Source organism: Streptomyces sp. NPDC047525, assembly GCF_040643025.1.
GTDB classification, from domain to species: Bacteria; Actinomycetota; Actinomycetes; order Streptomycetales; family Streptomycetaceae; genus Streptomyces; species Streptomyces durmitorensis.
Genome location: NZ_JBEYTL010000007.1, coordinates 425,769 through 451,436, shown reverse-complemented (window position 1 = coordinate 451,436; position 25,668 = coordinate 425,769). Strand labels below are relative to the sequence as shown.

22 protein-coding genes and 1 tRNA gene are annotated in these 25,668 nt (G+C 70.6%); 13 read left to right on the top strand and 10 right to left on the bottom strand.

The window, feature by feature from the left end; translation table 11 throughout:
• Window positions 1-26: 26 nt before the first annotated feature.
• Both ABZ833_RS22950 and ABZ833_RS22945 read right to left on the bottom strand, forming a co-directional pair.
• Window positions 27-2,858 (bottom strand): SUKH-4 family immunity protein, encoded by a 2,832-nt coding sequence (locus ABZ833_RS22950; RefSeq protein WP_361049441.1) that lies wholly within the window; start codon window positions 2,856-2,858, stop codon window positions 27-29.
• A 7-nt stretch (window positions 2,859-2,865) separates the two neighbouring features.
• The gene (locus ABZ833_RS22945; RefSeq protein ID WP_361049439.1) at window positions 2,866-3,852 is read right to left on the bottom strand and encodes an SMI1/KNR4 family protein; all 987 of its coding nucleotides are present in this window, start codon (window positions 3,850-3,852) and stop codon (window positions 2,866-2,868) included.
• A 315-nt stretch (window positions 3,853-4,167) separates the two neighbouring features.
• On the opposite strand from ABZ833_RS22945, the gene ABZ833_RS22940 reads away from it, so the two are divergent.
• Entirely contained in the window at window positions 4,168-4,725 is a 558-nt protein-coding gene (locus ABZ833_RS22940) for a YwqJ-related putative deaminase (RefSeq protein ID WP_361049437.1), read from the top strand.
• A 39-nt stretch (window positions 4,726-4,764) separates the two neighbouring features.
• Window positions 4,765-5,289 carry an SUKH-3 domain-containing protein gene (locus ABZ833_RS22935; RefSeq protein WP_361049435.1) on the top strand — a complete coding sequence of 175 codons (525 nt, stop codon included), beginning with the start codon at window positions 4,765-4,767 and terminating at the stop codon, window positions 5,287-5,289.
• Between the two features lie 35 nt (window positions 5,290-5,324).
• Here the strand turns inward: ABZ833_RS22935 and ABZ833_RS22930 are convergent, their stop codons facing one another.
• Complete coding sequence (locus tag ABZ833_RS22930) at window positions 5,325-6,647, bottom strand: histidine kinase (protein ID WP_361049433.1); 1,323 nt, start codon at window positions 6,645-6,647, stop codon at window positions 5,325-5,327.
• Between the two features lie 185 nt (window positions 6,648-6,832).
• On the opposite strand from ABZ833_RS22930, the gene ABZ833_RS22925 reads away from it, so the two are divergent.
• The 6 genes from ABZ833_RS22925 to ABZ833_RS22900 all read left to right on the top strand — a co-directional run bounded on the left by ABZ833_RS22925 (window position 6,833) and on the right by ABZ833_RS22900 (window position 11,634).
• Window positions 6,833-6,903, top strand: a tRNA-Gln gene (locus tag ABZ833_RS22925).
• A gap of 117 nt (window positions 6,904-7,020) precedes the next feature.
• Complete coding sequence (gene glmU, locus ABZ833_RS22920; RefSeq protein ID WP_361049431.1) at window positions 7,021-8,478, top strand: bifunctional UDP-N-acetylglucosamine diphosphorylase/glucosamine-1-phosphate N-acetyltransferase GlmU; 1,458 nt, start codon at window positions 7,021-7,023, stop codon at window positions 8,476-8,478.
• Between the two features lie 119 nt (window positions 8,479-8,597).
• A complete protein-coding gene (locus tag ABZ833_RS22915) occupies window positions 8,598-9,575 on the top strand; it encodes a ribose-phosphate diphosphokinase (RefSeq protein WP_249589450.1) in 978 nt (325 codons plus the stop codon).
• A 182-nt stretch (window positions 9,576-9,757) separates the two neighbouring features.
• Window positions 9,758-10,351, top strand: coding sequence for a 50S ribosomal protein L25/general stress protein Ctc (locus ABZ833_RS22910; protein WP_361049428.1), 594 nt, complete (start codon window positions 9,758-9,760; stop codon window positions 10,349-10,351).
• Between the two features lie 155 nt (window positions 10,352-10,506).
• Entirely contained in the window at window positions 10,507-11,109 is a 603-nt protein-coding gene (gene pth, locus ABZ833_RS22905) for an aminoacyl-tRNA hydrolase (protein ID WP_361049426.1), read from the top strand.
• Between the two features lie 63 nt (window positions 11,110-11,172).
• Complete coding sequence (locus tag ABZ833_RS22900; RefSeq protein WP_361049424.1) at window positions 11,173-11,634, top strand: hypothetical protein; 462 nt, start codon at window positions 11,173-11,175, stop codon at window positions 11,632-11,634.
• Between the two features lie 447 nt (window positions 11,635-12,081).
• On the opposite strand, the gene ppc is transcribed toward ABZ833_RS22900, so the two are convergent.
• On the bottom strand, window positions 12,082-14,814 hold the full coding sequence (ppc, locus tag ABZ833_RS22895) for a phosphoenolpyruvate carboxylase (RefSeq protein ID WP_361049422.1): 2,733 nt from the start codon (window positions 14,812-14,814) through the stop codon (window positions 12,082-12,084).
• 302 nt (window positions 14,815-15,116) lie between these two features.
• Here ppc and ABZ833_RS22890 point away from each other — a divergent pair, with 302 nt between their 5' ends.
• On the top strand, window positions 15,117-16,130 hold the full coding sequence (locus tag ABZ833_RS22890) for a fatty acid desaturase (protein WP_361049420.1): 1,014 nt from the start codon (window positions 15,117-15,119) through the stop codon (window positions 16,128-16,130).
• Window positions 16,127-16,813 (top strand): TetR/AcrR family transcriptional regulator, encoded by a 687-nt coding sequence (locus ABZ833_RS22885; RefSeq protein ID WP_361049418.1) that lies wholly within the window; start codon window positions 16,127-16,129, stop codon window positions 16,811-16,813. The genes ABZ833_RS22890 and ABZ833_RS22885 overlap by 4 nt, the downstream gene beginning before the upstream one ends.
• A 374-nt stretch (window positions 16,814-17,187) precedes the next feature.
• Here ABZ833_RS22885 and ABZ833_RS22880 read toward each other — a convergent pair whose 3' ends face one another.
• Together ABZ833_RS22880 and ABZ833_RS22875 are read right to left on the bottom strand one after the other, a co-directional pair.
• Window positions 17,188-17,571, bottom strand: a complete 384-nt coding sequence (locus ABZ833_RS22880; protein WP_361049416.1) for a VOC family protein — start codon at window positions 17,569-17,571, stop codon at window positions 17,188-17,190.
• A gap of 5 nt (window positions 17,572-17,576) precedes the next feature.
• Complete coding sequence (locus tag ABZ833_RS22875; RefSeq protein WP_361049414.1) at window positions 17,577-18,434, bottom strand: trans-aconitate 2-methyltransferase; 858 nt, start codon at window positions 18,432-18,434, stop codon at window positions 17,577-17,579.
• A gap of 182 nt (window positions 18,435-18,616) precedes the next feature.
• Between ABZ833_RS22875 and ABZ833_RS22870 the strand changes: the two genes are divergently transcribed.
• Window positions 18,617-19,114, top strand: a complete 498-nt coding sequence (locus ABZ833_RS22870) for a MarR family transcriptional regulator (RefSeq protein WP_160505514.1) — start codon at window positions 18,617-18,619, stop codon at window positions 19,112-19,114.
• Here ABZ833_RS22870 and ABZ833_RS22865 read toward each other — a convergent pair.
• Entirely contained in the window at window positions 19,073-19,849 is a 777-nt protein-coding gene (locus ABZ833_RS22865) for a response regulator transcription factor (protein WP_361049412.1), read from the bottom strand. The two genes, ABZ833_RS22870 and ABZ833_RS22865, sit on opposite strands and share 42 nt — an antisense overlap.
• A gap of 264 nt (window positions 19,850-20,113) precedes the next feature.
• Between ABZ833_RS22865 and ABZ833_RS22860 the strand changes: the two genes are divergently transcribed.
• Window positions 20,114-20,569 carry a GNAT family N-acetyltransferase gene (locus tag ABZ833_RS22860; RefSeq protein ID WP_361049410.1) on the top strand — a complete coding sequence of 152 codons (456 nt, stop codon included), beginning with the start codon at window positions 20,114-20,116 and terminating at the stop codon, window positions 20,567-20,569.
• A gap of 18 nt (window positions 20,570-20,587) precedes the next feature.
• Here ABZ833_RS22860 and galK read toward each other — a convergent pair whose 3' ends face one another.
• Genes galK through galT form a run of 3 tightly spaced genes read right to left on the bottom strand, consistent with a single transcriptional unit; the run spans window position 20,588 to window position 23,783 of the window.
• Complete coding sequence (gene galK, locus ABZ833_RS22855) at window positions 20,588-21,742, bottom strand: galactokinase (protein ID WP_361049408.1); 1,155 nt, start codon at window positions 21,740-21,742, stop codon at window positions 20,588-20,590.
• A gap of 20 nt (window positions 21,743-21,762) precedes the next feature.
• Window positions 21,763-22,716, bottom strand: coding sequence for a UDP-glucose 4-epimerase GalE (gene galE / locus ABZ833_RS22850; RefSeq protein ID WP_361049406.1), 954 nt, complete (start codon window positions 22,714-22,716; stop codon window positions 21,763-21,765).
• On the bottom strand, window positions 22,713-23,783 hold the full coding sequence (gene galT / locus ABZ833_RS22845) for a galactose-1-phosphate uridylyltransferase (RefSeq protein ID WP_361049404.1): 1,071 nt from the start codon (window positions 23,781-23,783) through the stop codon (window positions 22,713-22,715). Before galT ends, galE begins: the two co-directional genes overlap by 4 nt.
• Before the next feature lie 194 nt (window positions 23,784-23,977).
• Here galT and ABZ833_RS22840 point away from each other — a divergent pair, with 194 nt between their 5' ends.
• Entirely contained in the window at window positions 23,978-25,660 is a 1,683-nt protein-coding gene (locus tag ABZ833_RS22840; protein ID WP_361049402.1) for a sodium:solute symporter family protein, read from the top strand.
• The last annotated feature ends 8 nt before the right edge of the window (window positions 25,661-25,668 follow it).

The following is a 25,668-nucleotide window of genomic DNA, read 5'->3' as shown; positions in this document are numbered from 1 at the left end:
CTACACTGCCCCGCCCAGGGGCGAGCTCAGAGCAAGCCGTCCCACATCTGCTCAAGAAGCACCGACCACCAGCTCTCCGGCGAAGCCAACGCCGCCGGATCAAGGGCAGCCAGCTGCCCCTGGAAGTCGACCGTCCAGCGACCAGCCTGCTCCTGGTTCAACCCGAACCGCAGCCGCCACATGCGGCCAAGGAGCGCCAGGCAGCGCGCGAACTCGGGCAGGCCCGTGTTCACGAACTGCGGCGGCACCGGCGCCCCGCCAGGACCCGCCTCCACCGGCACGGCGACGATGTTCGCCGTGCCGTACTGGACGCAGATCGCGCGGCCGAAGTCGCTGCCCATGACGAGGTACGAACCGGCGTCCGACGCCGGCTGCACCCCGCGCTCCTGCGCCGTCTCGGCGAGCGTCGGCACCGGCCGCCCCGGCTGGGCCTGCGCCCAGAAGAACGGGCCGAAGTCGACGGGCAGACCCGCCACGACGAGCGTGTGCGCCACGAGGTCGGGCACGCCCTGCCGGGAGACCGCCCGCTGGTCGAAGCGGAAGATGCCGGGCCCGAAAGCGCCCACCAGCTCCTGCGCCACGCCCTCCGGCGGGATCGGCGGCGCGGGCTGCACCTGCGGCAGCGGCGCGCGCACCGGCGCGGGGCGCGCCGGACCGTCCGCGACCTGGTGCAACTCGGCCTGGTGCGCGATGAGCTGCTGCATGCCGCCCTGCCGGGACGCGTGGTCCCTGCCGTACGGGGCGATGCTCGTGATCCGCGCCTGCGGCCAGGTCTCGCGGATCATGCGGGCGCAGTACGCGCCCGGCAACTCGCAGGACTCCAGCTCGGTGTGGAGTTCGAGCACCTGCTGCGGCGGCACGTTCATGCCGCGCAGCTCGTGCAGGATCTGCCACTCCGGGTGCGGGGTGCCGGGCGCCGAGCGGCGGATGAGCTGCTGCTCGGAGCCGTCCTGCGCGCGATAGCGGAGTACGGCCTGGTAGCCGGGGCCGACGATCGGCTGACCGGTCGGCGGCTGCGGGTAGCCGTAGGGCTGACCGGGAGCGGGCTGGTGCTGGCCCGGCGCCGGAGGCGGCATGCCAGGAACACCCGGACCACCAGGAGCACCGGGAGCGCCAGGAGCACCTGGGGCCTGCGGCGGCATGGGCGCACCGGGGCCACCGACAGCGGGCCCGGCCAGCATGGTCGCGGCGTGGTGGACGCCACCACCGGGAGCACCAGGGGCGCCGGGAGCACCAGGAGGCTGCGGCGCACCGGGAACACCAGGCGGACCGGGAGGCTGCGGCGCACCAGGAGCACCGGGAGCACCCGGCGGCTTGATCCCACCGGGACCGCCGAGACTCGGGTCCGCCAGCATCGTCGCCGCATGGTGCACGCCACCGGGAGGCGTACCCGGAGCACCGGGCGGCCCAGGAGGCTGCGGCGCACCAGGAGCACCAGGAGCACCAGGAGCACCAGGAGCACCAGGAGCGCCAGGAGCACCCGGCGGCTTGATCCCGCCAGGGCCACCCAGGCTCGGGTCCGCCAGCATCGTCGCCGCGTGGTGGACACCCCCACCGGGAGGCGGAGTGCTGCCGGGAGCGTTCGGCGCCCCCGGCGGCTGCGGCGCGTCCGGAGCCGCGGGCGGCTGCGGTCCGTCGGGGCCGAGCGCGGAGACGAGCTGCGTCGGGACGTAACCGCCCGCAGGGGTGCCCGGAGCACCGGGACCGGACGGCGGCGGCGTACTCCCGGGAGGCATGCCGGGAGTCCCCGGGGCGCTGGGCGGAGGCGGCGTGCTCGCGCCGCTCCCCCGGGCACCACGCGGCGGCTGCGCCTTGCTGGTCGCGGCGTCGGCGATGTCCCCGGCGCCGGGCGGCACGGAGTGCTGAGCCGCGGCGGGCGCGGACCCCTGCGGGTAGCCGTACGCGGACGGGTCGGGAACACCGGCACCCGGAGGCGGCGGCATGTTCACCGCGGCACCGGCGGGCGGCGGAGGCAGGTTCGGGCCCGGAGCCGCCGTGCCCGGGGCGGGCGGCGCCTGCGCACCGGGACCCTGCGGATAGCCGTACGCGGACGCGTCCGGAGCGCCTGCGCCCGGAGGCGGCGGCAGATTCGGGCCGTCGAGGGCGGGCGCGACCGTCGTCGACGGAAGGCCGCTGCCGCCGTGCATCAGCGCGGTCTTGGCCTCCGGCGCCACGCCGGGCGGCGGAGTGTCGTCGTCGTCACCGCCGACGAGCGGCGGCGCGAACACCGTCGCGGGCGCCTGCACCGAGCGGTCGTCGTCGCCGGAATCCGCGTTGGTGTCCGTGCCGGCCCACGGGGTGGCCCCGGCGGGCGGAACCGATTCCCCGGCAGCGGGCCACGGCGTACCGCCACCGGGCGCTTCGGGAGCGGCCGAGGCGGCAGGCGCCACGGGTGCCGCGGGTGTGACAGGAGCCGAAGGCGCAGGCGCGGACGAGGAAGGCGAGTCGGCCCTGCTCGCCGGCTCCGCCCTGCGATCCGGGATGCCCAGCTTGTCCGCCGCCTCCTGGAGCCACTCCGGAGGGCTCAACAGGAACGACGTCTGATTCAGGTCAACTCGCTCCGGCGGGGCCACAGGCGCATCCTCCGGCACCGCGTCCGGGACGCCGTACTCCTCTTCGTACCGGCGGATCACCTCACCGACCGGCAGACCCGGCCAGAGCGAGGCATCGCCGCTGTCGCGCGCGATGACGAGCCGCTGACGGCCGCCGTCGGACACCGGACCGTTCTCACGGTCCTCCGCCCACACGACGAAACCGAGCTCGAACTCCCGCACCCGCACCTCGCGATGCTGGTATCCGGGCACATCGCCGTTGATCCACTCCTCGGCGCGCTCCTGCGCCTGCGCGAAGGTCACCATCGACAAGTCACTCCCCCACCGGGACGGCGCGCGCGAAGCCGCCGTCCACCATCAGGTTCGCCACGGTCTCCAGCTCCGGCGGATTCCCCGCGAGCCGGGACAAGAACGCGTCGAAGTCGTCACCGCACGGCAGCAGCAGCCGCTGCACCCGCTCGGCGGGCGGCCAGCCGTCCGTTTCCGAGACGTCCCGTGCGTCGTCGTACGCGCAGAACCACACCGAACCGATCCGGTCGCCCTTGACCTTCACGGCGAGAATGCCGCCCTGCACGAAACCAACTCCCAGATAGTCCTTGGTGAGATGGTCGCGCAGGCACTTGTTCACGTACACCAGGTCGTTGACCGCGGCCTCGTCCCGCACCGTGAAGAACGGCTGGTCGATCAGGAGGCCGAGCTCCGCGTCGAGGGCCGTGCCGACCGGCGCGCAGCCGCCCGCCGCCTTCAGGAAGGAGCGGTAGGCGCCGGGCAGCCGGTAGCCCAGCTCCTCCTCGGCGCCGAGGATCTCCTGCTCGGTCACCGCGACCGACGACTTCGGCAGCGCGAGATGCGCGGGGCGGGTCTCCTGGAGCGGGCGCGTACCCCGCTTGTTCTGGTCCACCGGCGTCGTGGCGAGCCCGCCGTGGTGCCGCAGGAGCGCCTTCACCTCCACCGGGACAAGATCGAGGCGCCGGCCGCCCGGCACGTGGTGCCAGGTCCAGCCGTGCGGGGTCGCCACCGGCGGAATCGTGTCCCACAGGTCGTGGTCCGCCGCGGCCATCGCCGCGTTCGCGGAGACGTAGTCCGTCAGACGCAGCTCGTCGACGCCGAAACCCTCAGGGGGCTCGGCGATCTCGGCGGCCGCGCGCGCGTAGGCCGAGAAGTCCGGATAGCCGTGCTCGTCCACGCGCACACCCCTGGGATGGCGCGTGGCCCGGACCGGATCCGGGAAGTGCACGACCTGCCCGGCGTAGGCCGCGTTCGGCGGCGCGGCTTGCTGCCCCAGCCGACCTGTCGTCATGGCGGTTGCCCCCTGCGGCACTGTTAATGGCTCTGCGGATCACTGTGCGTGGATTCGCTGTGCGTGGATTGTGCGTACTTCGTCCTGCGTTCCGCAGACTGCGGATGTCGACAGCCTATGCGTAAGGACGACACCGGTCACCGGGCCTCCGGTTCCATGACCAGCAGCCACCGAACCGTCACCGTGCGACGAAAGCCGGGCGTGTCGCGGCGCCCCAGCTTCCGCACCACCCGCCCCATTTGGCAGGCTGTCCCCGCAACGCGGGGGCGTGGCACACGCGGTCACACCGCGAGTTGCGGGGAGGGAAGCACCACCATGCACACGGCACAGACCGGTACGGCAGGACACACAGCGGCCACGACAGCGCCTTCGGCGAGCGCCGAGAACCCCACCGACGCGGGGGACCCGCGCGTCGGCTGGAGCAGCACCTCCGCCCACGCGCCCACGCTGCGCCAGCGCCGCGACGGCATACTTCCCACCGTCGCCGCCGCACTCTCCGTCCGCGGCGCGACGCTCACCTGCACCGCGGGCCGCGGCGAGGAACCTCCCGCTCTGCACCCACTCGTACAGGACTTCCTCGACACCCTCACAAGCGGCCAGCGCGAGCGCTTCACGGGGCGGTGCGCCGAAGCCATCCTCATCTCGCGCCACCTCACGGCGGCCGACAAGAGCCGCTCCAAACGGGCCGCACGAAAACCCATGACCAACGGCGAGGCCCGCAAGGCCCTCAAGCACGCCAAACTCACCACCCGCCGCATCCGCGAGGACGGCGACCCCCTGCACGGCGGCTTCGCCCGCCCGTGCCGCTCCTGCACCGCCCTCACATCGCACTTCGGCGTACGGATCGTGGACCCCACGACACAGGAATCCTGACCCCCACCACCGAGCCGCGAACCGCAACGAGGGCCACCCATGCACACGGAACAGCACACCGAGAACCACCCCGCACCCCAGTCGGCCGCGTCGCCCCGCTTCCCCGTCCCCGTCGACGCCGCCCTGCGCGCCGCGGGCTGGACCCCCGGGCGCTGGGACATAAAGCAGGCCGAGATCTGGGCCGACGTCCTGCGCCGCCACACCTCACCGGCGGGACACCAGCACGCCGTCTTCCCCGCCGCCGTCGAGGCCTGGGCCGAATTCGGCGGACTGCACATCACCCCGCAGGGCCCCGGCCGTCACCTGGCGCCCGCCGCCGTGCACCTCGATCCCCTGTACGGACTCCACCTGGCCCGCACCCTCGGCGACCTGGGCCGCGCCCTCGACAGCGAGGTCTGCCCCATAGGAGAGGAGACGGAGACCCAGGCCCTCCTCGCCATCGACGCGGAAGGCCGCGTCTACAGCCTCGACCACAGCGGCGACTGGTACCTGGGCTCCCACATCGACGAGGCCCTCGCCACCCTGGCGTCGGGCACCCAGCCGGAACGCCTCAGGGCGGGCTGAGCAAGGCCCGCGGCGCACACCGGCGACAGGGCGGCCTAGGCGGCCGCGGGCAACACCGCGGACACCCGGAAGCCGCCCGCGTCCGTCGGCCCCGACACGAAGACACCGCCCAACGCGGTGACCCGCTCCTTCATGCCCACCAGGCCATTGCCACCACTGGGCAGCCGGGCGTCCCCCGGGCCCGCCTCCGGCGGCGGCTCGTTCTCCACCTGCATCGCGATCTCCGCACCGCGGTGCGCGAGCCGGACGTACGTCTTGGCGCCCGCGGCGTGCTTGTGCACGTTCGTCAACGCCTCCTGGACCACTCGGTACGCGGTCTGCTCCACGTCCGCCGCGTACGCACGCGACTCGCCCTCCACGGAGAGGTCCACCGCCATCCCGGCCGCCCGGGACTGCCCCACCAGCTCCTCGATCTCCTCCAGGCACGGCCCGTCCTCGTCCACCGCACGCGAGGCGGCAGCGGCGGCGGCGAACCCCACGGCGGCCAACGGCACCGCATCGGACTCCGACCCGTGCCGGCCCCCCACCGCGGGCCTGCTCTCCCCGGTCCGCAGCACACCGAGCATCTCGCGCAGCTCCGTCAGCGCCTGCCGCCCCATGTCCCCGACAAGAGCGGCATTCTTGACGGCCTTCTCCGGGTCCTTCCGGGCCACGGCCTGAAGTGCCGCGGCATGCACGACCATCAGACTCACCCGGTGCGCGACGACGTCATGCATCTCCCGCGCGATCCGCGTCCGCTCCTCGTTGCGCGCCCACTCCGCCCGCTCCTCGGCCCGCTCGGCCAGGAGCTGCAACTCACGCTCCAGGCTGTCGGCACGCTCCCGCAGACTCTCCATGAGCCGCCGCCGCGCCCCCACATACAGCCCGAGCAGGATCGGCGGCGCGGTCAGGCCGATGGAGGTGGTGATCGCGATGAACGGTATGAACCCCTCCGCGAACCCCAGCTCCCCGCTCTCCATGTCCTGCCGCGTCCGCACCAGCGTCACGATGAGCGTCCCGACCAACGACATCCCGGCGAGCGACCCGATGATCCGCCGGGGCAGCTCGGAAGCGGCCAGCGTGTAGAGCCCGACGACGGTCAGGAAGATCCCCATCTGAGCCGGCGTGATCGCGATGGAGATCAGGACCACGGCAATCGGCCAGCGCCGCCGCAACACCAGCGAGGACCCCGCAAGCACCCCGAACGCGACCCCCACCCCCGTGGGTACCCCCGTGTCCCCCGCGAACGTGATCCCCTCGGCCCCGCACTCCGCGGCCGAGGCCAACGCAAGCCCCACATCCAGCACGGCACTGCGCCGCCGCTCCCACCACCACGGCCCGTTCACGGCCGCGCTGTGGCTATCCCCCGTCGTGGTCATGCCTTCCAGCCTACGGGCGACAAGCCCTCCTTTTCCGGCGAGTTTCCGGCTCAGTGATCGAACGCACGCACGATCAAACTCCCGCAGAGCAGAGACTCGTACCGTCGCATCGAAGGCACTTGGTACGGCATAGTGTTGTCCGCGCATCGGCCCGATCAACCGAATCGGACATGACGCGCAGACCATCCCGGGTCGTCTAATGGCAGGACAAATGGTTTTGGTCCATTGAATGAGGGTTCGATTCCTTCCCCGGGAGCAGCACGGAACGGGTCCTGACCACCACGGTCGGGACCCGCCCTCATTTCCGCCCCACAACGCCCCGGTATCCTGCGGATGTCCACTCCCCGCACATCCGAAGCCGAAGGGCACCCCCGTGAGCGCCAACAGCCCGGCAGCCGTCGTCGTCCTCGCAGCGGGTGAGGGCACCCGTATGAAGTCGGCCACCCCCAAGGTCCTGCATGAGATCTGTGGGCGTTCCCTCATCGGGCATGTGCTCGAAGCCGCGTACGCGTTGAGCCCGGAGCGGCTCGTCACCGTCGTCGGGTTCGCCCGCGAGCAGGTCATCGCGCACCTGGGGACCATCGCCCCGGACGTGCGCACGGCCTACCAGAGCGAGCAGAAGGGCACCGGCCACGCCGTCCGCATCGGCCTCGACGAGCTCGGCGACTCCGTGGACGGAACCGTCATCGTCGTCTGCGGCGACACCCCGCTCCTGACGGGCGCGACCCTGCAGAAGCTGGCCGCGACGCACACCGGCGACGGCAACGCCGTGACCGTGCTGACCGCCGAGGTCCCGGACGCGACCGGCTACGGCCGCATCGTGCGGGACGGCGAGAGCGGCGCGGTGACCGCGATCGTGGAGCACAAGGACGCCACGGAGACGCAGCGCGCGATCCGTGAGATCAACTCCGGGGTGTTCGCGTTCGACGGGCAGCTGCTCGCGAAGGCGCTGGGCAAGGTGCGCACGGACAACAGCCAGGGCGAGGAGTATCTGACGGACGTCCTGGGGATCCTTCGGGAAGCGGGACATCGGGTGGGGGCCGCCGTCGCCGGTGATCATGAGGAGATCGCGGGCATCAACAACCGCGTGCAACTGGCCGAGGCCCGCCGCACCTTGAACGACCGCCTCCTGACCCAGGCCATGCTGGCCGGTGTGACGGTCGTGGACCCGGTGTCGACGTGGATCGACGCGACGGTGACGTACGAGCAGGACGCGCTGGTGCACCCCGGCACGCAGCTCCAGGGCGTCACGCATCTCGGTGAGGGTGCCGAGGTGGGGCCCAACTGCCGCCTGACGAACGTGCGGGTGGGCGCGGGGGCGCGCGTGGACAACACGGTCGCGTACGACTCCGAGGTCGGGGAGCAGGCGAGCGTCGGTCCGTACGCGTATCTGCGGCCGGGTACCCGGCTCGGTGTGAAGGCCAAGGCGGGTACGTACGTGGAGATGAAGAACGCGACGATCGGTGAGGGCACGAAGGTCCCGCACCTTTCGTACGTGGGTGACGCGACGATCGGTGATTTCTCCAACATCGGTGCCGCGAGCGTCTTTGTGAATTACGACGGTGAGGCGAAGCACCACACGACGGTGGGGTCTCACTGCAAGACGGGTTCGGACAACATGTTTGTGGCTCCTGTCACGGTCGGGGACGGCGCTTATACGGCGGCGGGTTCGGTGATCACGAAGGATGTTCCGGCCGGTTCGCTGGCCGTGGCCCGTGGCCAGCAGCGGAATATCGAGGGTTGGGTGGCGCGCAAGCGTCCGGGGAGCGCGGCTGCGAGGGCGGCAGAAGCGGCGTCCGGGGAGTCCAGGAATTCGGCAAACGGAAGCTGACCGGAAACAGGTGCGTCGGACACGGCGTACCGTGATAGGTGCACACCATTTCGGCCGACTCAGCGCACGGGACGCGCAGTTTCGGCAGCGGGAAGAACTCGTCTGAGGAGACAAGTGCTGTGACCGGGATCAAGACGACCGGCGAGAAGAAGTTGATGCTCTTCTCCGGCCGCGCCCACCCCGAGTTGGCCGAGGAGGTCGCACACAAGCTGGGTGTCGGCATCGTGCCGACGAAGGCTTTCGATTTCGCCAACGGCGAGATCTACGTGCGGTACCAGGAGTCGGCTCGTGGCGCGGACTGCTTCTTGATCCAGAGCCACACGGCTCCGATCAACAAGTGGATCATGGAGCAGTTGATCATGATCGACGCGCTGAAGCGCGCGTCGGCCCGCTCCATCACCGTGATCGTGCCGTTCTACGGCTACGCACGCCAGGACAAGAAGCACCGCGGCCGTGAGCCGATCTCGGCCCGCATGGTGGCGGACCTGATGAAGACCGCGGGTGCGGACCGCATCCTCACGGTCGACCTGCACACGGACCAGATCCAGGGCTTCTTCGACGGCCCGGTCGACCACCTCTTCGCGCTGCCGATCCTCGCGGACTACGTGGGTGCGAAGGTCGACCGCGACAAGCTGACCGTGGTCTCCCCCGACGCCGGCCGCGTGCGCGTCGCCGACCGCTGGTGCGACCGCCTCGGCGCTCCGCTGGCCATCGTGCACAAGCGCCGCGACAAGGACGTCGCCAACCAGGTCACCGTCCACGAGGTCGTGGGTGAGGTGAAGGGCCGCGTCTGCGTCCTGGTCGACGACATGATCGACACGGGTGGCACGATCTGCGCCGCCGCCGACGCGCTGTTCGCGCACGGTGCGGAGGACGTCATCGTGACGGCGACGCACGGCGTGCTGTCCGGCCCGGCCGCGGACCGTCTGAAGAACTCCAAGGTGAGCGAGTTCGTGTTCACGGACACGCTGCCCGACCCGGGCGACCTGGAGCTCGACAAGATCACGGTGCTCTCGATCGCGCCGACCATCGCGAACGCGGTGCGTGAGGTCTTCGAGGACGGTTCGGTGACGAGCCTCTTCGAGGAGCAGGCGTAAAGATCCACTTTGGGCTGCGGCCTCCCCGCCGGGTAGACTCACCGAGTTGCTCGGCGAGGGAGGCCGTACTCATTGCAGTACGGTCGTCCGTTATCGACGCGCTCTTCGTAGCAGGCCAGTAGTCGCATGGCCGGGTAACCGACCCCATCCGACATTTCTGATCTGATGTACGAGGAGTGCACATGTCTGAGGTCAAGCTCGCCGCTGAGACCCGCACCGAGTTCGGCAAGGGCGCTGCCCGCCGCATCCGCCGCGAGGCCAAGGTTCCGGCCGTTGTCTACGGTCACGGCGCCGACCCCGTCCACATCACGCTTCCGGGCCACGAGCTGCACCTCGCGCTCCGTACGTCCAACGTCCTTCTCGCCCTCGACATCGACGGCAAGAAGCACCTGGCGATCCCGAAGGCCGTCCAGCGTGACGCCATCAAGGGCTTCCTCGAGCACGTCGACCTGCTGCTCGTCCGTCAGGGCGAGAAGGTCAACGTCGACATCTACGTCCACACCGAGGGTGAGCTCGCCCCGGGCGGCAACCTGCTCGAGCACGTGCTGAACGCGCTGCCCGTCGAGGCCGAGGCCACGCACATCCCGGAGTCGGTCACCGTCTCCATCGCCGGTCTCGAGGCCGGTGCGACCATCCTCGCCAAGGACATCCCGCTGCCCGCCGGCACCACCCTGAACGTCGAGGACGACGTCGTCGTCCTCCAGGTGCTCGCCGCGCAGGCCGAGGAGGCCGCCGAGGCCACCGAGGGTGAGGCCGACGCCGCCGCCGAGGCCTGAGCCTCGACCGCTGTCGCGATCGACTGAGCTCGATCCAGTTCCAGCTGGGCTCGATCCAGTTTCGGCTGGGCTCGATCCAGTTCGGCTGAGCTCGACTCTGCCAACCGCCGCTCCGCGCCCCGTGCGCGGGGCGGCGTTTGGGCTATGAAGGAGACATGCAGATGACGACGGACCCCAGCGCGCCCTGGCTGATCGTGGGTCTGGGCAATCCAGGCCCTGGGTACGCCATGAACCGGCACAACGTGGGCTTCATGGTGGCCGATCTCCTCGCGGAGCGGATCGGCGGCTCGTTCAAGCGCAGCGGGCGTACGCAGGCGCAGGTGCTGGAGGGCCGGATCGGCCCGGTGGGTCCGGCGAACCGCCGGGTCGTCCTGGCGAAGCCGATGTCGTACATGAACGTGTCGGGTGGCCCGGTGACGGCGCTGCGCGATTTCTACAAGGTCCCGACGGCGAACATCGTGGCGGTCCACGACGAGCTGGACATCGACTACGGCACGCTGCGGCTGAAGCTGGGCGGCGGCGACAACGGCCACAACGGTCTGAAGTCGATGACGAAGGCGATGGGCCCGGACTACCACCGGGTGCGGTTCGGGATCGGGCGTCCGCCGGGGCGCATGCAGGTCGCGGACTTCGTCCTGAAGGACTTCTCGTCGACGGAGCGCAAGGAGCTCGGCTACTTCGTGGACCGGGCGGCGGACGCGGCCGAGGCGCTGGTGATCGAGGGGTTGGAGCGGGCGCAGAGCTCGTACAACTCCTGAGCTCCTGAGCGGTTGGCCGAGAGCTGTTGACTCAGCGCAGCGCCATGGCCAAGGATCGCCGCCATGAATCTGCTGCTTCTGGGGCGCCGGACGGCCATGGGCGGGCTCGCGGCGCTGCTGCTCGTCGCGGGATTCTGGGCGTCCTGGGGCACGGCTCAGCACGTGATGCTGGGCGATTCGCGTGAGCGGGGCACGATGCGGGTCGCGCGGTGCTCGTCGGACACCTGCGCCGGTCCCTACGTCCCTTCGACCGCCGGCTTCCAGCCACGCGAGCGTGTCGTGATCGACCGCTCGATCGCGGAGAAGAAGGGGGTCCGGATTCCGGTGGCGGTGAAACCCGGCACCTCCGAGGTCGTGCGCACGGGTGGCCCCGGATTCCTCCACGCGTGGCTGCCGCTGGGCGGAGCGCTGCTCCTGTCGGCGGTGGTGGTCGCGGGCGGCCTGCGCCTGCCCCGCACGGCGTGGGCCCTGGCCTTGGCGGGCGGCACATTGCTGACGGCGTCTTTCGCGACGCTGGCGTTCTGAGGGTTCGCTACCGCTGAGCTGCAACTGGAACGCGCTCAAGCCCGCCGCTGCGCGGCGGATCTTTCCCGCCCACCCACCCGAGCACCCCGCAGTCGCAGGGGGGGGGGACGCCTCAGCCGATCTCTGCACCTCACGCCTCAAGCCCGCCGCTTCGCGGCGGATCACTCCCACCCACCCACCCGATTACCCCGCAGCGCGGGGAAGAGGGTGAGCGGCGGGCTGCTCTGCGACTGCTGAGTTGTCGTACTCGGCCGCCGTTTCGCGGCGATTCTCCCCACCCGCCCGCCCAAGCACCCGGGCAACCCCACCCACCCGACGCGGGGCAATCGGGTGGGTGGGTGGGAAACATCCGTCGCGAAGCGGCGGGACAGGGGCGCCCCCGACGGGCCCGGCGGCGAACGCACCCGCCCCGCGCCCCGCGAGCCCCGGCGCCCCCGCCAGCAAAAATCAGCCGGTGTTCCGCAGCCCCGCAGCCACACCGTTCACCGTGAGGAGCAGTGCGCGGCCCAGCAGCGGGTCCGCCTCCTCGCCTGCCGCCGCCGCGTCCCGCTGGCGCTTCAGGAGTGCGACCTGGAGGTACGAGATCGGGTCCAGGTAGGCGTCGCGGATGCCGAACGTCTGCTGGAGCTCCGGGTGGGAGTCGAGCAGTTCCTCGCCGCCGGTGACGCGAAGGACCTCCTGCACCGTCAGCGCGTGCTCCGCCTCGATCACGTCGAAGACGTGCTTCAGCTCGTCGGGGACGAGCGTGTCCACGTAGTGGCGGGCGATCCGCAGGTCCGTCTTCGCCAGCGTCATCTCCACGTTCGAGATGAAGTTCCGGAAGAAGTGCCAGTGCTCCTGCATCTCGCCGAGCACGGTGTCCAGACCGGCCTCACGCAGCGCCTTCAGGCCCGAGCCGACACCGAACCAGCCCGGCACGATCTGCCGCGACTGCGTCCAGCCGAAGACCCACGGGATGGCGCGCAGGCCGTCGAGCGAGACGCCCGAGCCGGGGCGGCGGGAGGGCCGGGAGCCGAGGTGCAGGTCGGCGAGCTGGTCGACCGGCGTCGACGCGAGGAAGTACGTCGGCAGGTCCGGGTCCTCGACGAGCCGCCGGTAGGCGGAGTGCGCGGCGTCCGAGACGACGTCCATCGCCGCGTCCCAGCGGGCCAGCGCTTCGTCCGACTGGCGGGGAGCCGTGTGCAGGGCCGAGGCCTGCAGCGTCGCCGCGACCGTCAGCTCGAGGTTCTCCCGGGCCAGCGAAGGCACGAGGTACTTGTCGGAGATGACCTCGCCCTGCTCCGTCACCTTGATCTCGCCCTCGAGGGTGCCCCAGGGCTGGGCCAGGATCGCGTCGTGCGAGGGGCCGCCGCCACGGCCGACGGTGCCGCCGCGGCCGTGGAACAGCCGCAGCCGCACGCCGTAGCGGTGCGCGACGTCACGCAGGCGACGCTGCGCACGGTGGATCTCCCACTGCGAGGTCGTGATGCCGCCGAACTTGGACGAGTCCGAGTAGCCGAGCATGACCTCCTGGACGTCGCCCCGGAGCGCCACCAGCCTGCGGTAGGACGGGTCGGCGAGCATCTCGTCCAGGATGACGTCGGCGGCGCGCAGCTCGTCCGTCGTCTCCAGGAGCGGCACGATGCCGATCTTCGCCCAGCCCGCGTGCAGGTCGATGAGCCCGGCCTCGCGGGCCAGGACGGCCGCCGCGAAGACGTCGTCCGCGCCCTGGCACATGGAGATGATGTACGACTCGATGACCTCGGGCCCGAAGACCTGCAAGGCCTTCTTGATGGTGAGGAAGACCCCGAGGGTCTTCTCCCCCGCGGCGTCCAGCGGGGCCGGGGACGGGCCGAGCGGCCTGCGCGAACGCAGCTCCTTGGCGAGCAGCTTCTGGCGGTACTCGCGCGGCATGTCCACGTACCGCCAGGACTCCTCGCCCAGGCGGTCGAAGAGCTGACCGAGCGCGTGGTGGTGGGCGTCGGCGTGCTCACGTACGTCCATGGTGGCCAGCTGCAGACCGAACGCCGCGAGCGTGCGGATCGTGCGGTTCATCCGGCCGTCGGCGAACAGGGCGCCCTTGTGCTCGCGCAGCGACGTCTGGACGAGGGTGAGGTCGTGCAGGAGCTCACCGGTGCCGAGGTAGTCGCGCCCGTCCTCGTGGGCCGTGCCGCGGGCCAGGCGCTCCTTGGTGTTCTCCAGCTTCTGCCGGATGCAGGTGGCCTTGAGGCGGTAGGGCTCCTCGGAGTTCAGCCGCTTGTAGCGCGGGCTGATCTCGGGCAGCCGCTCCAGGTCGAGCTGGAGGGAGGCCTTCAGCTCCTCGGTGGCTCCGGTGTAGCGGATGGAGTTGGAGAGGAAGCCGCGCAGCTCGTCGACGAGGGCGAGCGCGTCGTTGATGCCGTGCTCGTGCTGGAGGATCAGGACGTCCCAGGTGACCTCGGGCGTCACGTTCGGGTTGCCGTCGCGGTCGCCGCCGATCCAGGTGCCGAAGGTGAGCGGCCGGGTGCCTTCCGGCAGCTGGACGCCGACGCGCTCCAGCTCGGCGGTGAGGTCTTCCAGTACGTCCCCGACGGCGCCGGCGTGCAGCTCGTCCAGGTAGTAGATGGCGTTGCGCGCCTCGTCCGCGGGTTCGGGACGGACGACGCGCAGCTCGTCGGTCTGCCACACCAGGTCGATGTTCTCGGCGAGGCGGGTGTCGTGACGGCGCCGGTCGGCCTCGATGACCGGGGTCTCCAGGAGCTCGGCGACGCGGCGCAGCTTGTTGAGGACGGAGCGGCGTGCCGCCTCGGTGGGGTGCGCGGTGAAGACGGGGCGCACGTTCAGGTGCTCCACGGTCTGGCGCAGGTGCTCGGGGTCGGCGTCCTTGAGCCGGTCCGCGGTGCGGGCCAGGAGCCCGCCCTCGGCGGCGCGCCGGGCGCGCAGCTCGCGACCGCGGTGGACCTGCTCGGTCACGTTCGCCAGGTGGAAGTACGTGGAGAAGGCGCGGACCAGCTTGGCCGCGGTCTCCAGTTCGGTGCCACCGAGCAGGCGGGCCGCGGCCTCGCCGTCCTCGCGCGTCAGGCGGCGGACCTTCTCGACCAGTTCGAGGAGCTCTGAGCCCTCCTGACGTACGAGGGTCTCGCCCAGCAGGTCGCCGAGGCGGCGGATGTCGGCGCGCAGCTCGGTGCTGGCTGTGGTGGTCTGGTCGTCGGCACTGCTCACAGGTGCGGCTCCTTGCAGTGTTGAAGCACGTCAGGTCTGGGAGGGGTCCCCGGCCGGATAGGAATCCGTATTCCGGGGAGACAGGGAGATAGAGAGCGGACCGCGCTGTCCGACCGTTTCCGTTTCCAAGGATAGGTGTCACATCGCGGCACGGACTCGCAGCCTCTTGCCGCGAGGTTCCGCGCTGCCATACTTACGACGCCGTAGGTTACGGGACCGTAGATAACGCGGGACCCCGTGACCGTGCGCCCGCCGCACTCGCGCCGTGACCCTCAACCCTCGACCCCACAGGGGACGTGCCCATGACCACATCTTCCGATGCGTATTCCGACACCGATGTGATCGAAGACGCTTCGCGATCGACGACCGACGCCCCCTCCCCGCATTCCGTCCCTTCCGCGACGCTGGGCGGTGAGCAGAAGCGCTCGCTGGAGCAGATCACGCTGCTTCTGTTCATCACCCTCCCGTTCCTGGCCCTGGTCGCGGCGGTGCCGCTGGCCTGGGGCTGGGGGGTGAGCTGGCTGGACCTCGGCCTGCTGGTGTTCATGTACTACCTGGGCTGCCACGGCATCACGATCGGTTTCCACCGCTACTTCACGCATGGCTCCTTCAAGGCGAAGCGTCCGCTGCGGATCGCGCTGGCCGTGGCGGGGTCGATGGCGGTGGAGGGGCCGCTGGTCCGCTGGGTGGCGGACCACCGCAAGCATCACAAGTTCTCGGACGCGGAGGGCGACCCGCACTCCCCGTGGCGCTTCGGCGAGACGGTCCCGGCCCTGATGAAGGGCCTGTGGTGGGCGCACATCGGCTGGATGTTCGACGAGGAGCAGACGTCGCAGGAGAAGTACGCACCGGACCTGATCAAGGATCCGGCGATCCGTGCGATCTCCCGCCAGTTCCTGTTCTGGACAATCGTTTCGCTGGCGATTCCGCCGCTGGTCGGCGGCCTGGTGACGATGTCGTGGTGGGGCGCCTTCACGGCGTTCTTCTGGGGCTCGCTGGTCCGGGTCGCCCTGCTGCACCACGTCACGTGGTCGATCAACTCGATCTGCCACGCGGTGGGCAAGCGCCCCTTCAAGTCGCGCGACCGCTCGGGCAACGTGTGGTGGCTCGCGGTCCTGTCCTGCGGTGAGTCCTGGCACAACCTCCACCACGCCGACCCGACGTCGGCGCGGCACGGTGTGCTGAAGGGCCAGGTCGACTCGTCGGCGCGGATCATCCGCTGGTGCGAGCAGCTGGGCTGGGCGAGCGACGTCCGCTGGCCGTCGGAGTCCCGTATCGACTCCCGCCGGAAGCCGAAGACCGTCGGCCCGGCATGATTGACGACGTGCCGACCGACTCCAGCAGTACCAGCCCCTCCAGCAAAGAGAAGCAGCCCCGGCGTGCGCGCCGGACCCGGATGACGGGTGCCGAGCGCCGGGAGCAGTTGCTGGACATCGGCCGCACCCTCTTCGCCGCCAAGGGGTTCGAGGGCACGTCGGTGGAGGAGATCGCGGCGAAGGCCGGCGTCTCCAAGCCCGTCGTGTACGAGCACTTCGGCGGCAAGGAGGGGCTGTACGCGGTGGTGGTGGACCGCGAGATGCGGGCGCTGCTCGACGGTGTGACGGGAGCGCTGACGGCGGGGCATCCGCGCGAGCTGCTCGAGCAGGCGGCGTTCGCCCTCCTCGACTACATCGAGACGTACACGGACGGCTTCCGCATCCTGGTCCGCGACTCGCCGGTGGCGCAGTCGACGGGCACGTTCGCGTCGCTCATCTCGGACATCGCGACGCAGGTGGAGGACATCCTGGGCCAGGAGTTCAAGACGCGGGGCTTCGACCAGAAACTGGCGCCGCTGTACGCCCAGGCGCTGGTCGGCATGGTCGCGCTGACGGGCCAGTGGTGGCTGGACGTGCGCAAGCCGAAGAAGGCGGAGGTGGCGGCGCACCTGGTGAACCTGGCGTGGCACGGCCTGGACGGCCTGGAACCGAAGCCGCGCCTGATAGGCCACCGCAAGAGCTAGCGCCGGCGCCCCAGAGCGGACACCTGTGCACCGCGGGGTGCCTTCCCTGGCCTCTGGGCCCGCCGCGGCTGGGCGGGGCACCGCGGGGTGCCCCCACCGCCCCGGCCCGCCGCTTCGCGGCGAATGTCTCCCGCCCACCCACCCGATTGCCCGCGGGGTGAACGGGTGGGTGGGCGGGGAAGATCCGCCGCGAAGCGGCGGTTCAGGGCGGGGCGGGGTCGCTGCGGGGCAATCGGGTGGGTGGGCGGGAAGCATCCGCCGCGAAGCGGCGGTTCAGTCTGGAGCGGGGCAGACCCCAGGACCAGCGACCCAGGCGCCCAGCACCACACGCCCCTCCCCCGCTGCGTGAGAGGCATCCGCCGCGAAGCGGCGGTTCAGTCCGGGGCGGACCGCGGCTTTGGTTCCAGGAATTCCAGGCGGTTGCCCACCGGGTCATCCGCGTAGAAGCGCCGGTGGCCCGGCAGGGCGTGGTCCCAGGTGACGGGAACGCCCCGCGAGGCCAGCCCTTCCGCGTACGCGGAGATGTCCCGCACCCGCAGCCCGGGGTGCGCCTTCCTCGCCGGGCGGAAGTCGGCCTCGATGCCCAGGTGCAGCTGGACAGCCCCGGCCCCCGCCAGGAACCAGCACCCGCCCCGCGCAGCCAACGCCCCCGGCTTGGCGATCTCCCGCATGCCCAGCACCCCGCAGTAGAACGCCCGCAGCTCCGGCTCGCTCCCCGGCGGAGCCGCCAGCTGGACGTGGTCGATGCCGGTCAGCATCGGGATCAACCCTCCCTGCGGGCCACCGCGAACACCCTGCGGAAGGGAAAGACCGTGCCCCCTGCCCCCGCCGGGTACGCCTTCCGCAACAGCTCCCCGTACTCGGCGAGGAACTCCTCCCTCGCCTCCGCGTCCCCCGCGTCCCCCGCGAGCGCCGTGAGCACCGGCCGCAGGCCCGTCCCCTTGACCCAGTCGAGGACCGGGTCCTCCCCCTCGAGGAGGTGCAGATACGTCGTCTCCCACGCGTCCACCTCGCACCCCAGCGAGACAAGCCGCTCCAGGTAGGCCGTCGGCGAGAGCACCGCGTCCGCGTGGCGCAGCCGCCCGCCGAGCCGGTCGCGCCAACGCTCCGACTCGCTCAGCTCGCGCATCAGGACGTGGCTGGGGGCGTCGAAGTTGCCGGGGACCTGGAAGGCGAACGTGCCGCCGGGGGCCAGCGCCGCGATCCAGGCGGGGAAGGAGTCCGGGTGTCCCGGCACCCATTGGAGTGTCGCGTTGGACAGGATCAGGTCGTACGTCCCCTCGGGCGGCGCCCAGTCCGACGCGTCCGCCTCCGCGAAGTCCAGGCGGCCGCCCCCTGCCGTGGGTCCCGCGAGCTCCTCGGCCCGGTCCAGCATCTGAGGGGAGTTGTCGAAGCCCGTGACGTACGCCGTGGGCCAGCGCTCGGCGAGGAGGCGGGTGACGTTGCCGGGGCCGCAGCCCAGGTCCGCGATGCGCGGCGCGCGGCCGTCGGCGGTGGCGGGGAGCTCGGGGATGCGGGCCAGCAGGTCGACGAAGGGCCGGGCGCGGTGCCCGGAGTGGCGCAGGTACTGGCCCGGGTCCCACGTGGGGGTGCGGTTGCTGCTGCTGGGGGCGGCGGACATGGGTGGGCCTCCTCTGGGCAAGGACCTCGGACCTCGGGCGTCGTGGACACTTCGGCTCGACTTCGTACCGGCGTCACATCAGCGTCGTACCGGCGCCACGGACGCGTCGTACTGCCATCCTCGACCCGAAGTATCTTGACGTCAAGAGACTTCATGTCGACAGACCCCCTACACTGATCGTCATGGAGGACGAGGTCGACCGTCTGGTCGCAGCGTGGCGCCGGGAGCGCCCTGACCTCGACGTGGAACCACTCGAGGTGCTCAGCCGCGTCAGCAGGCTCGCGCGGCATCTCGACAGGGCCCGTCGGCTCGCGTTCTCCGAGCACAATCTGGAGCCGTGGGAGTTCGACGTACTGACGTCGCTGCGGCGCGCGGGCGCCCCCTATCAGCTCTCCCCCGGACAGCTCCTCACCCAGACCCTGGTGACGTCCGGCACGATGACCAACCGCATCGACCGCCTCGCGAAGAAGGGCCTCGTCGAGCGACTGCCGGATCCCAGTGACCGGCGGGGCGTGCTCGTGCGGCTGACGGAGGAAGGGCAGGACCGCGCCGACCAGGCTCTCGCCGGCCTCCTCAAGCAGGAGCGGGCGATCCTCGCCGAGCTCTCGCGCGGACAGCGGGGCGAACTGGCCGGGCTGCTACGCCAGTTGACCGCCCCGTTCGACAACATCCCCGGCTAGGTCGACCGGCCCCACCCCGGCCCTGCGCGCCAGCGCGACGGCCGCGAGCGTGGAGTGGACGCCCAGCTTTCCCAGGACGTTCTGCATGTGCGTGCGCACCGTGTGCGGGGAGAGGAAGAGGCGCTCGGCCACGGCCTTCCTGCCCAGGCCCGCCACCATGCAGCGAAGGACCTCGCGCTCGCGCGGCGTCAGGGACTCCACCAGGCGCTCGGATTCCGTGCGGTGCTTGCGCGCCGCGGTCAACTCACGCAGAACGCCGGTGAGCAGCGCGGGCGGCAGATGGGTCTCCTCCCGCAGCACGCCCCGTATGACCGTCAGGAGCCGGGACAGGGAGCAGTCCTTGGCGACCCATCCCGAGGCGCCTGCCTGCAGCGCGAGGGCGGCCCTGCGGGGGTCGTCCTTCTCGGCGAGCACGACCGTGCGGACCATCGGCTGGCCCGAACGGACCCCGGCCACCAGGGAGATGCCGTCCACCAGGGAGTCCGCGTTGCCCTCCTGGACCGAAGGCGCGGGGCGGACACCCTGCATGGCACTCGCGGACGCGCCCAGGTCGGCGTCGACGAGCAGCACGTCGTATCTGCGCCCCTCGGCTATCGCCCGCTCCAGGCAGCGCAGCGCGGCGGGGCCGCTGCCCGCCGCGGACACGTCGACGTCGGGCTCCGCCGCCAGTGCCGCCGCGAGCGACTCGGCGAAGATGCGATGGTCGTCGACGACCAGGACTCGGATCCGGACCACTGAAACCCCCTCCCCCAAGCTCTCCTCAGAGAGCAGGGGATACCCCATCGTCGGAGGACATACGGTGCGGGTACGACACCCGGAACGGGGGTCGCCGCAGCCGCACGGCCGCCGCCGTGCTGTGACTGCTACCCCCACGCCGGGCGTCGTACCCGACTGTCTCGCCCCCTGATCAGTGCCGGCCCCCACCGGCACTGCCACTCAGAGTAGGGCCGCACGGCAGGAGCGGAAGGTAATTTACAGAACTGACTGGCCAGCGCGTTTATGGTGAGCCGTATGTTTCGTATTGAGACAGGAGTCGACAAAGAGCGGTCCGCTCTGCTCCTCGCCCGGCTCCAGGAAGCGAACACCGCCGCTTCACCCGTGATCCGCGCGCTGCGCGGCACCCCTCAGGACCGTGAAACACCGCTGGCCGTCTGGCTGATGGAACGCACGGAGGGCCTGGTCGGCGGCCTCGCGGGGCACACCTGGGGCCGCTGGCTCCACGTGAACCACCTCTGGGTCAGCGAGCAGCACCAGGGCGCGGGCCTGGGCGCACGGCTCCTGGCCGAGGCGGAGCGGATCGCGCGGGACGAGCGGGACTGCCTCAACTCCCGTGTGGAGACATGGGACTTCCAGGCGCCCGGGTTCTACCGCGGTCAGGGGTACGACGTGGTGTCGGTGATCCCCGACTACCCGGAAGGGGCCAAGGAGTTCACCTTGACGAAGCGGCTCGGGTAGGCGGGGATCCCGGGAAGATCACACCAGGCGGCGCGCCCCCGCCGAAGGCACCGCGGGGAACACCCGCGGCGGCGTGAAGCCCGCCGAGGTGAACGCCTCCAGGACCGACTTCGTGACCGGCGCCGCGTCCACCTCGTCCACGAGGACGATCGCCGAGCCGCCGAAGCCGCCGCCCGTCATGCGCGCGCCGATCGCGCCCGCCGCGTTCGCGGTGGACACCACCAGGTCCAACTCCTCGCAGGAGATACGGAGATCGTCCCGCAGCGAGGCGTGCCCCTCGGTCAGGACGGGGCCGATCGCCCGCACCTCGCCCGCGTCGAGCAGGCCGATGACCTGCTCCACCCGGTGGTCGTCCGAGACGATGTGGCGGACGTAGCGGCGGATCTTCTCGTCCGTCAGCTTCGCCAGGGCGTCCGGGAGTTGCGCGTACTCGACGTCCCGCAGGTGGGAGACGCCCAGGATGCGCGCGCCCTCCTCGCACCCGGCCCGCCGCTCGGCGTACGCCCCGTCGCCCAGCTCGTGCTTGACCCGGGTGTCGACCACCAGGAGCTGGAGGCCCTGTGCCGCGAGGTCGAAGGGGACCTGGCGTATCGACAGGTCGCGGCAGTCCAGGTGCAGGGCGTGGCCCTCGGTGGCGCACGCGGAGGCCATCTGGTCCATCACGCCGCACGGCACGCCGACGAAGGCGTTCTCGGCGCGCTGGGCGAGGACCGCCAACCGGGGTGCGTCCAGGCCCAGTTCGTACAGGTCGTTCAGGGCGAGTGCCGTGACGACCTCCAGGGCGGCCGACGAGGAAAGGCCCGCCCCGGTCGGCACGGTCGACGCGAGGTGGATGTCGGCGCCGCCGGAGACCGCGTGGCCCGCGTCCCGCAGCGCCCACACCACGCCCGCCGGGTAGGCGGCCCAGCCGCCCTGCCCGTACTTCGACAGGGGCGTCAGCTCGTCGACGCGCAGTTCGGCGACCGGAGCGTCGATGTCCGCCGAGTGGAGCCGCAGGACGCCGTCGGTGCGGCGCGCCACCGCCGCCACCGCGGTGTGCGGCAGCGCGAGCGGCATCACGAAGCCCTCGTTGAAGTCGGTGTACTCGCCGATGAGGTTGACCCGGCCCGGGGCCGACCACACCCCCTGCGCCTCGTACCCGTACAGCTCGGCGAACTGCCCCGCTACGTCCATCAGTTACCCCTTAACCCCTGTTAACGCTGGGCGAACGCCCATGCGTCGGCGACGATGCCCGCGAGGTCCGCGCGGGACGGATTCCAGCCGAGCCGTTCCCGCGCGGTGGCCGCGGACGCGACGAGGACCGCCGGGTCGCCGCCGCGGCGCGGGGCCATGACCTCGGGGATCGGGTGTCCGGTGACCTGGCGGACGGTCTCGATGACCTCGCGCACGGAGAAGCCGTTGCCGTTGCCGAGGTTGCAGATGAGGTGCTCGCCGGAGGTGGCCGCCTCGACGGCGAGGAGGTGGGCCTGCGCCAGGTCCGCGACGTGGATGTAGTCACGGACGCAGGTGCCGTCCGGGGTCGGGTAGTCGTCGCCGAAGACGTTGATCGCCTCGCGGCGGCCCTGCGCGACCTGGAGGACCAGCGGGATGAGGTGCGACTCGGGGTCGTGGCGCTCGCCGTACTGACCGTAGGCGCCCGCCACGTTGAAGTAGCGAAGGGACACCGCGGCCAGGCCGTGGGCCGCGGCCTCACCGGTGATCATGTGGTCGACGGCGAGCTTCGACGCGCCGTACGGAGAGGTCGGGGCGGTCGGGTCCGTCTCGGTGATGGGGGTGCTGACCGGCTCGCCGTACGTCGCCGCCGTCGAGGAGAAGACGAGCCTGCGGACCCCGGCGTCGCGCATCGCCGCGAGCAGCGCCATCGTGCCGCCGACGTTGTTGTCCCAGTACTTCTCGGGCTTCACGACGGACTCGCCGACCTGCGAGAAGGCGGCGAAGTGCAACACCGCGTCGAAGGAGGAGTCCAGCCACTTGGCGGCATCGCGGATGTCGCCCTCGACGAAGGTCGCGCCGGACGGGACGCCCTCGCGGAACCCGGTGGAGAGGTTGTCGAGGACGGTCACCTCGTGCCCGGCCTCGATCAGATGCTGGGCCACCACGCTTCCCACATAGCCCGCCCCGCCGGTGACCAGGTACTTACCGCTCATGAACTCGCTACCTCTCGCAGTCGCTGGGCCGCGGCTTCCGGCGGCACGTCGTTGATGAACACGCTCATGCCGGATTCGGAACCCGCGAGGAACTTCAGCTTGCCCGAAGTGCGGCGAATGGTGAAAAGCTCGAGGTGGAGCGCGAAGTCGTCCCGATTGACCCCTTCGTGCTCCTCCAGGGCGCCGAAGGGCGCCTGGTGCCACGCCGCGATGTACGGAGTGAGCGCCTCGCCCTCGGTTCCACCGTCACCGAAGATCCGGTCGAAGCGCCTCAACAGTTCCAGATAGACCTGGGGAAACTCTGTGCGTGCCGCTTCGTCGAGCCCGAGCAGGTCCGGCACCCGGCGCTTGGGGTAGAGGTGCACCTCGTAGGGCCAGTGCGCGGCGTGGGGGACGAACGCCACCCACTGCTCGGTCTCCAGGACCACGCGCTCGGCGGCCGACTCCTCGGCGACGACGTCGTCGAAGAGATTGCGCCCCGTCGCCTCCTTGTGCGCGGCAAGGGACCGCAGCATCAGGGACGTGCGCGGAGTGACGAAGGGATACGCGTAGATCTGCCCGTGCGGGTGGCCCAGGGTCACGCCGATCTCGGCACCGCGGTTCTCGAAGCAGAACACCTGCTGCACGGAGGGCAGGTGCGAGAGCTCGGCGGTCCTGTCCGTCCACGCGTCGAGGACCAGGCCCGCCTGGTCCTCCGTGAGGTCGGCGAAGGACGAGTCGTGGTCGGAGGTGAAGCAGACGACCTCGCACCGTCCGGCGTCCCCGGCCAGCGAGGGGAAGCGATTCTCGAAGACCACCACGTCGTACGAGGAGTCGGGGACCTCGCTCAGCCGCTCTTTCTCGGAGGGGCACAGCGGGCACTCGTCGGCCGGCGGGTGGTAGGTGCGGCCCTGGCGGTGCGAGGCGATGGCGACCGCGTCGCCCAGGAGCGGGTCCCTGCGGATCTCCGAGGTGGTGGCGATGGGGTCCAGGGGCCTCCGGTCGATGGCGTCGCGCACCGCGTCGTCGCGCGAGTCGTAGTAGATGAGCTCACGACCGTCTGCGAGACGGGTCGAGGTCTTCTTCACGTCCGGGGCTCCTCACCAACACCCACCCAACATAACCGAACATAACAAATCACAAGGCAACAGCATCGTCAATGCGGTCGGAGCCCTGCGTTCGATCACAATCCAACAAAGAACACCAACAGAAGTCTTCAGTTATTGAAGTGAGGAGCGTAGGTTCCGGTCTGATCAGTTCGCGCAACGAAGCGAGTTCACGCATGCAGTCCCCCACACAGACCCTGGCCGAGGGGCTTCGGCTGCCCACCAACGGCCTCGACTACGCGATCCTCGCGATCTACTTCATCGTGGTCCTCGGCATCGGCTTCGCCGCCCGGCGCTCCGTGAAGACCAGCCTCGACTTCTTCCTCTCGGGCCGTTCGCTGCCCGCCTGGGTCACCGGTCTCGCGTTCGTCGCCGCGAACCTCGGCGCCACCGAGATCCTCGGCATGGCCGCGACCGGCGCCCAGTACGGCGTCGCGGTCGTCCACTGGTACTGGATCGGCGCCATCCCCGCGATGGTCTTCCTCGGCCTCGTGATGATGCCGTTCTACTACCGCAGCAAGGTCCGCTCGGTCCCCGAGTACCTGCTCCAGCGCTTCGACAAATCGGCTCACCTGCTGAGTTCGGTGCTCTTCGCGTTCGCCGCGATCCTCATCGCGGGCGTCAACCTCTACGCCCTCTCGATCGTCGTCGAGGCGCTCCTCGGCTGGCCGCAGTGGGTGGCGATCGTGGTCGCCGGCTTCTTCGTCCTCGCGTACATCACGATCGGCGGGCTCTCCTCGGCGATCTACAACGAAGTACTCCAGTTCTTCGTGATCCTGGCCGCGCTCATCCCGATCTGCGTCATCGGCCTCAAGAAGGTCGGCGGCTGGGACGGCATGTCCGACTCACTCGTGAAGGCGCACGGCGAGGACTTCATGAGCGCGTGGGGCGGCACCGGCATCGGTGACGCCAACCCGCTGGGCGCGAACTGGCTGACGATCATCCTCGGCCTCGGCTTCGTGCTCTCGTTCGGCTACTGGACGACCAACTTCGCCGAGGTGCAGCGCGCCCTGTCCGCGAAGAACCTCTCCGCCGCCCAGCGCACGCCGCTGATCGCCGCCTTCCCGAAGATCTTCATCGTCTTCCTCGTGATGATCCCGGGCCTGGTCGCGGCCGTACTCGTCCCGAAGATCGGCACGGCGGGTTCGGATCTGACGTACAACGACGCGATCCCGTACCTGATGCAGGAGCTGCTGCCCAACGGCGTGCTCGGCATCGCGGTGACCGGTCTGCTCGCGGCGTTCATGGCGGGCATGGCGGCGAACGTGTCGTCCTTCAACACCGTCTTCACGTACGACATCTGGGGCAAGTACGTGAAGACGGGCAAGCCCGACGGCTACTACCTGAAGTTCGGCCGCGTGATCACCGCGATCGGCGTCCTCGCCTCGGTCGGAACGGCCTTCATCGCCTCGTCGTTCTCGAACATCATGGGGTACCTGCAGACGCTGTTCTCCTTCTTCAACGTCCCGATGTTCGTGGTCTTCATCATCGGCATGTTCTGGAAGCGCGCGTCGATGAAGTCCGGTGTGTGGGGCCTGGTCGCGGGCACGACCGCCGCGATGATCAACTACTTCTACATCTACAAGCAGGGCGTCATCGACATCCCGACCGACCAGGGCGCCAACTTCGTCTCGGCGATCGTCGGCTTCGTCGCGGGCGCCGTGGTGATGGTCGTGGTCACGCTCTTCACCGCGCCCAAGCCGGAGGCCGAACTGGCCGGTCTGGTCTACGGGACGAGCTCGCCGGACCTGGACGAGCCGCCCGCGGAGGGCGACGACGCCTGGTACCGCAAGCCCGCGCTGCTCGGCTGGGGAGCGATCGTGCTCGCCGCGCTCTGCTACCTGCCGTACTCGCTCTAACCCCGATC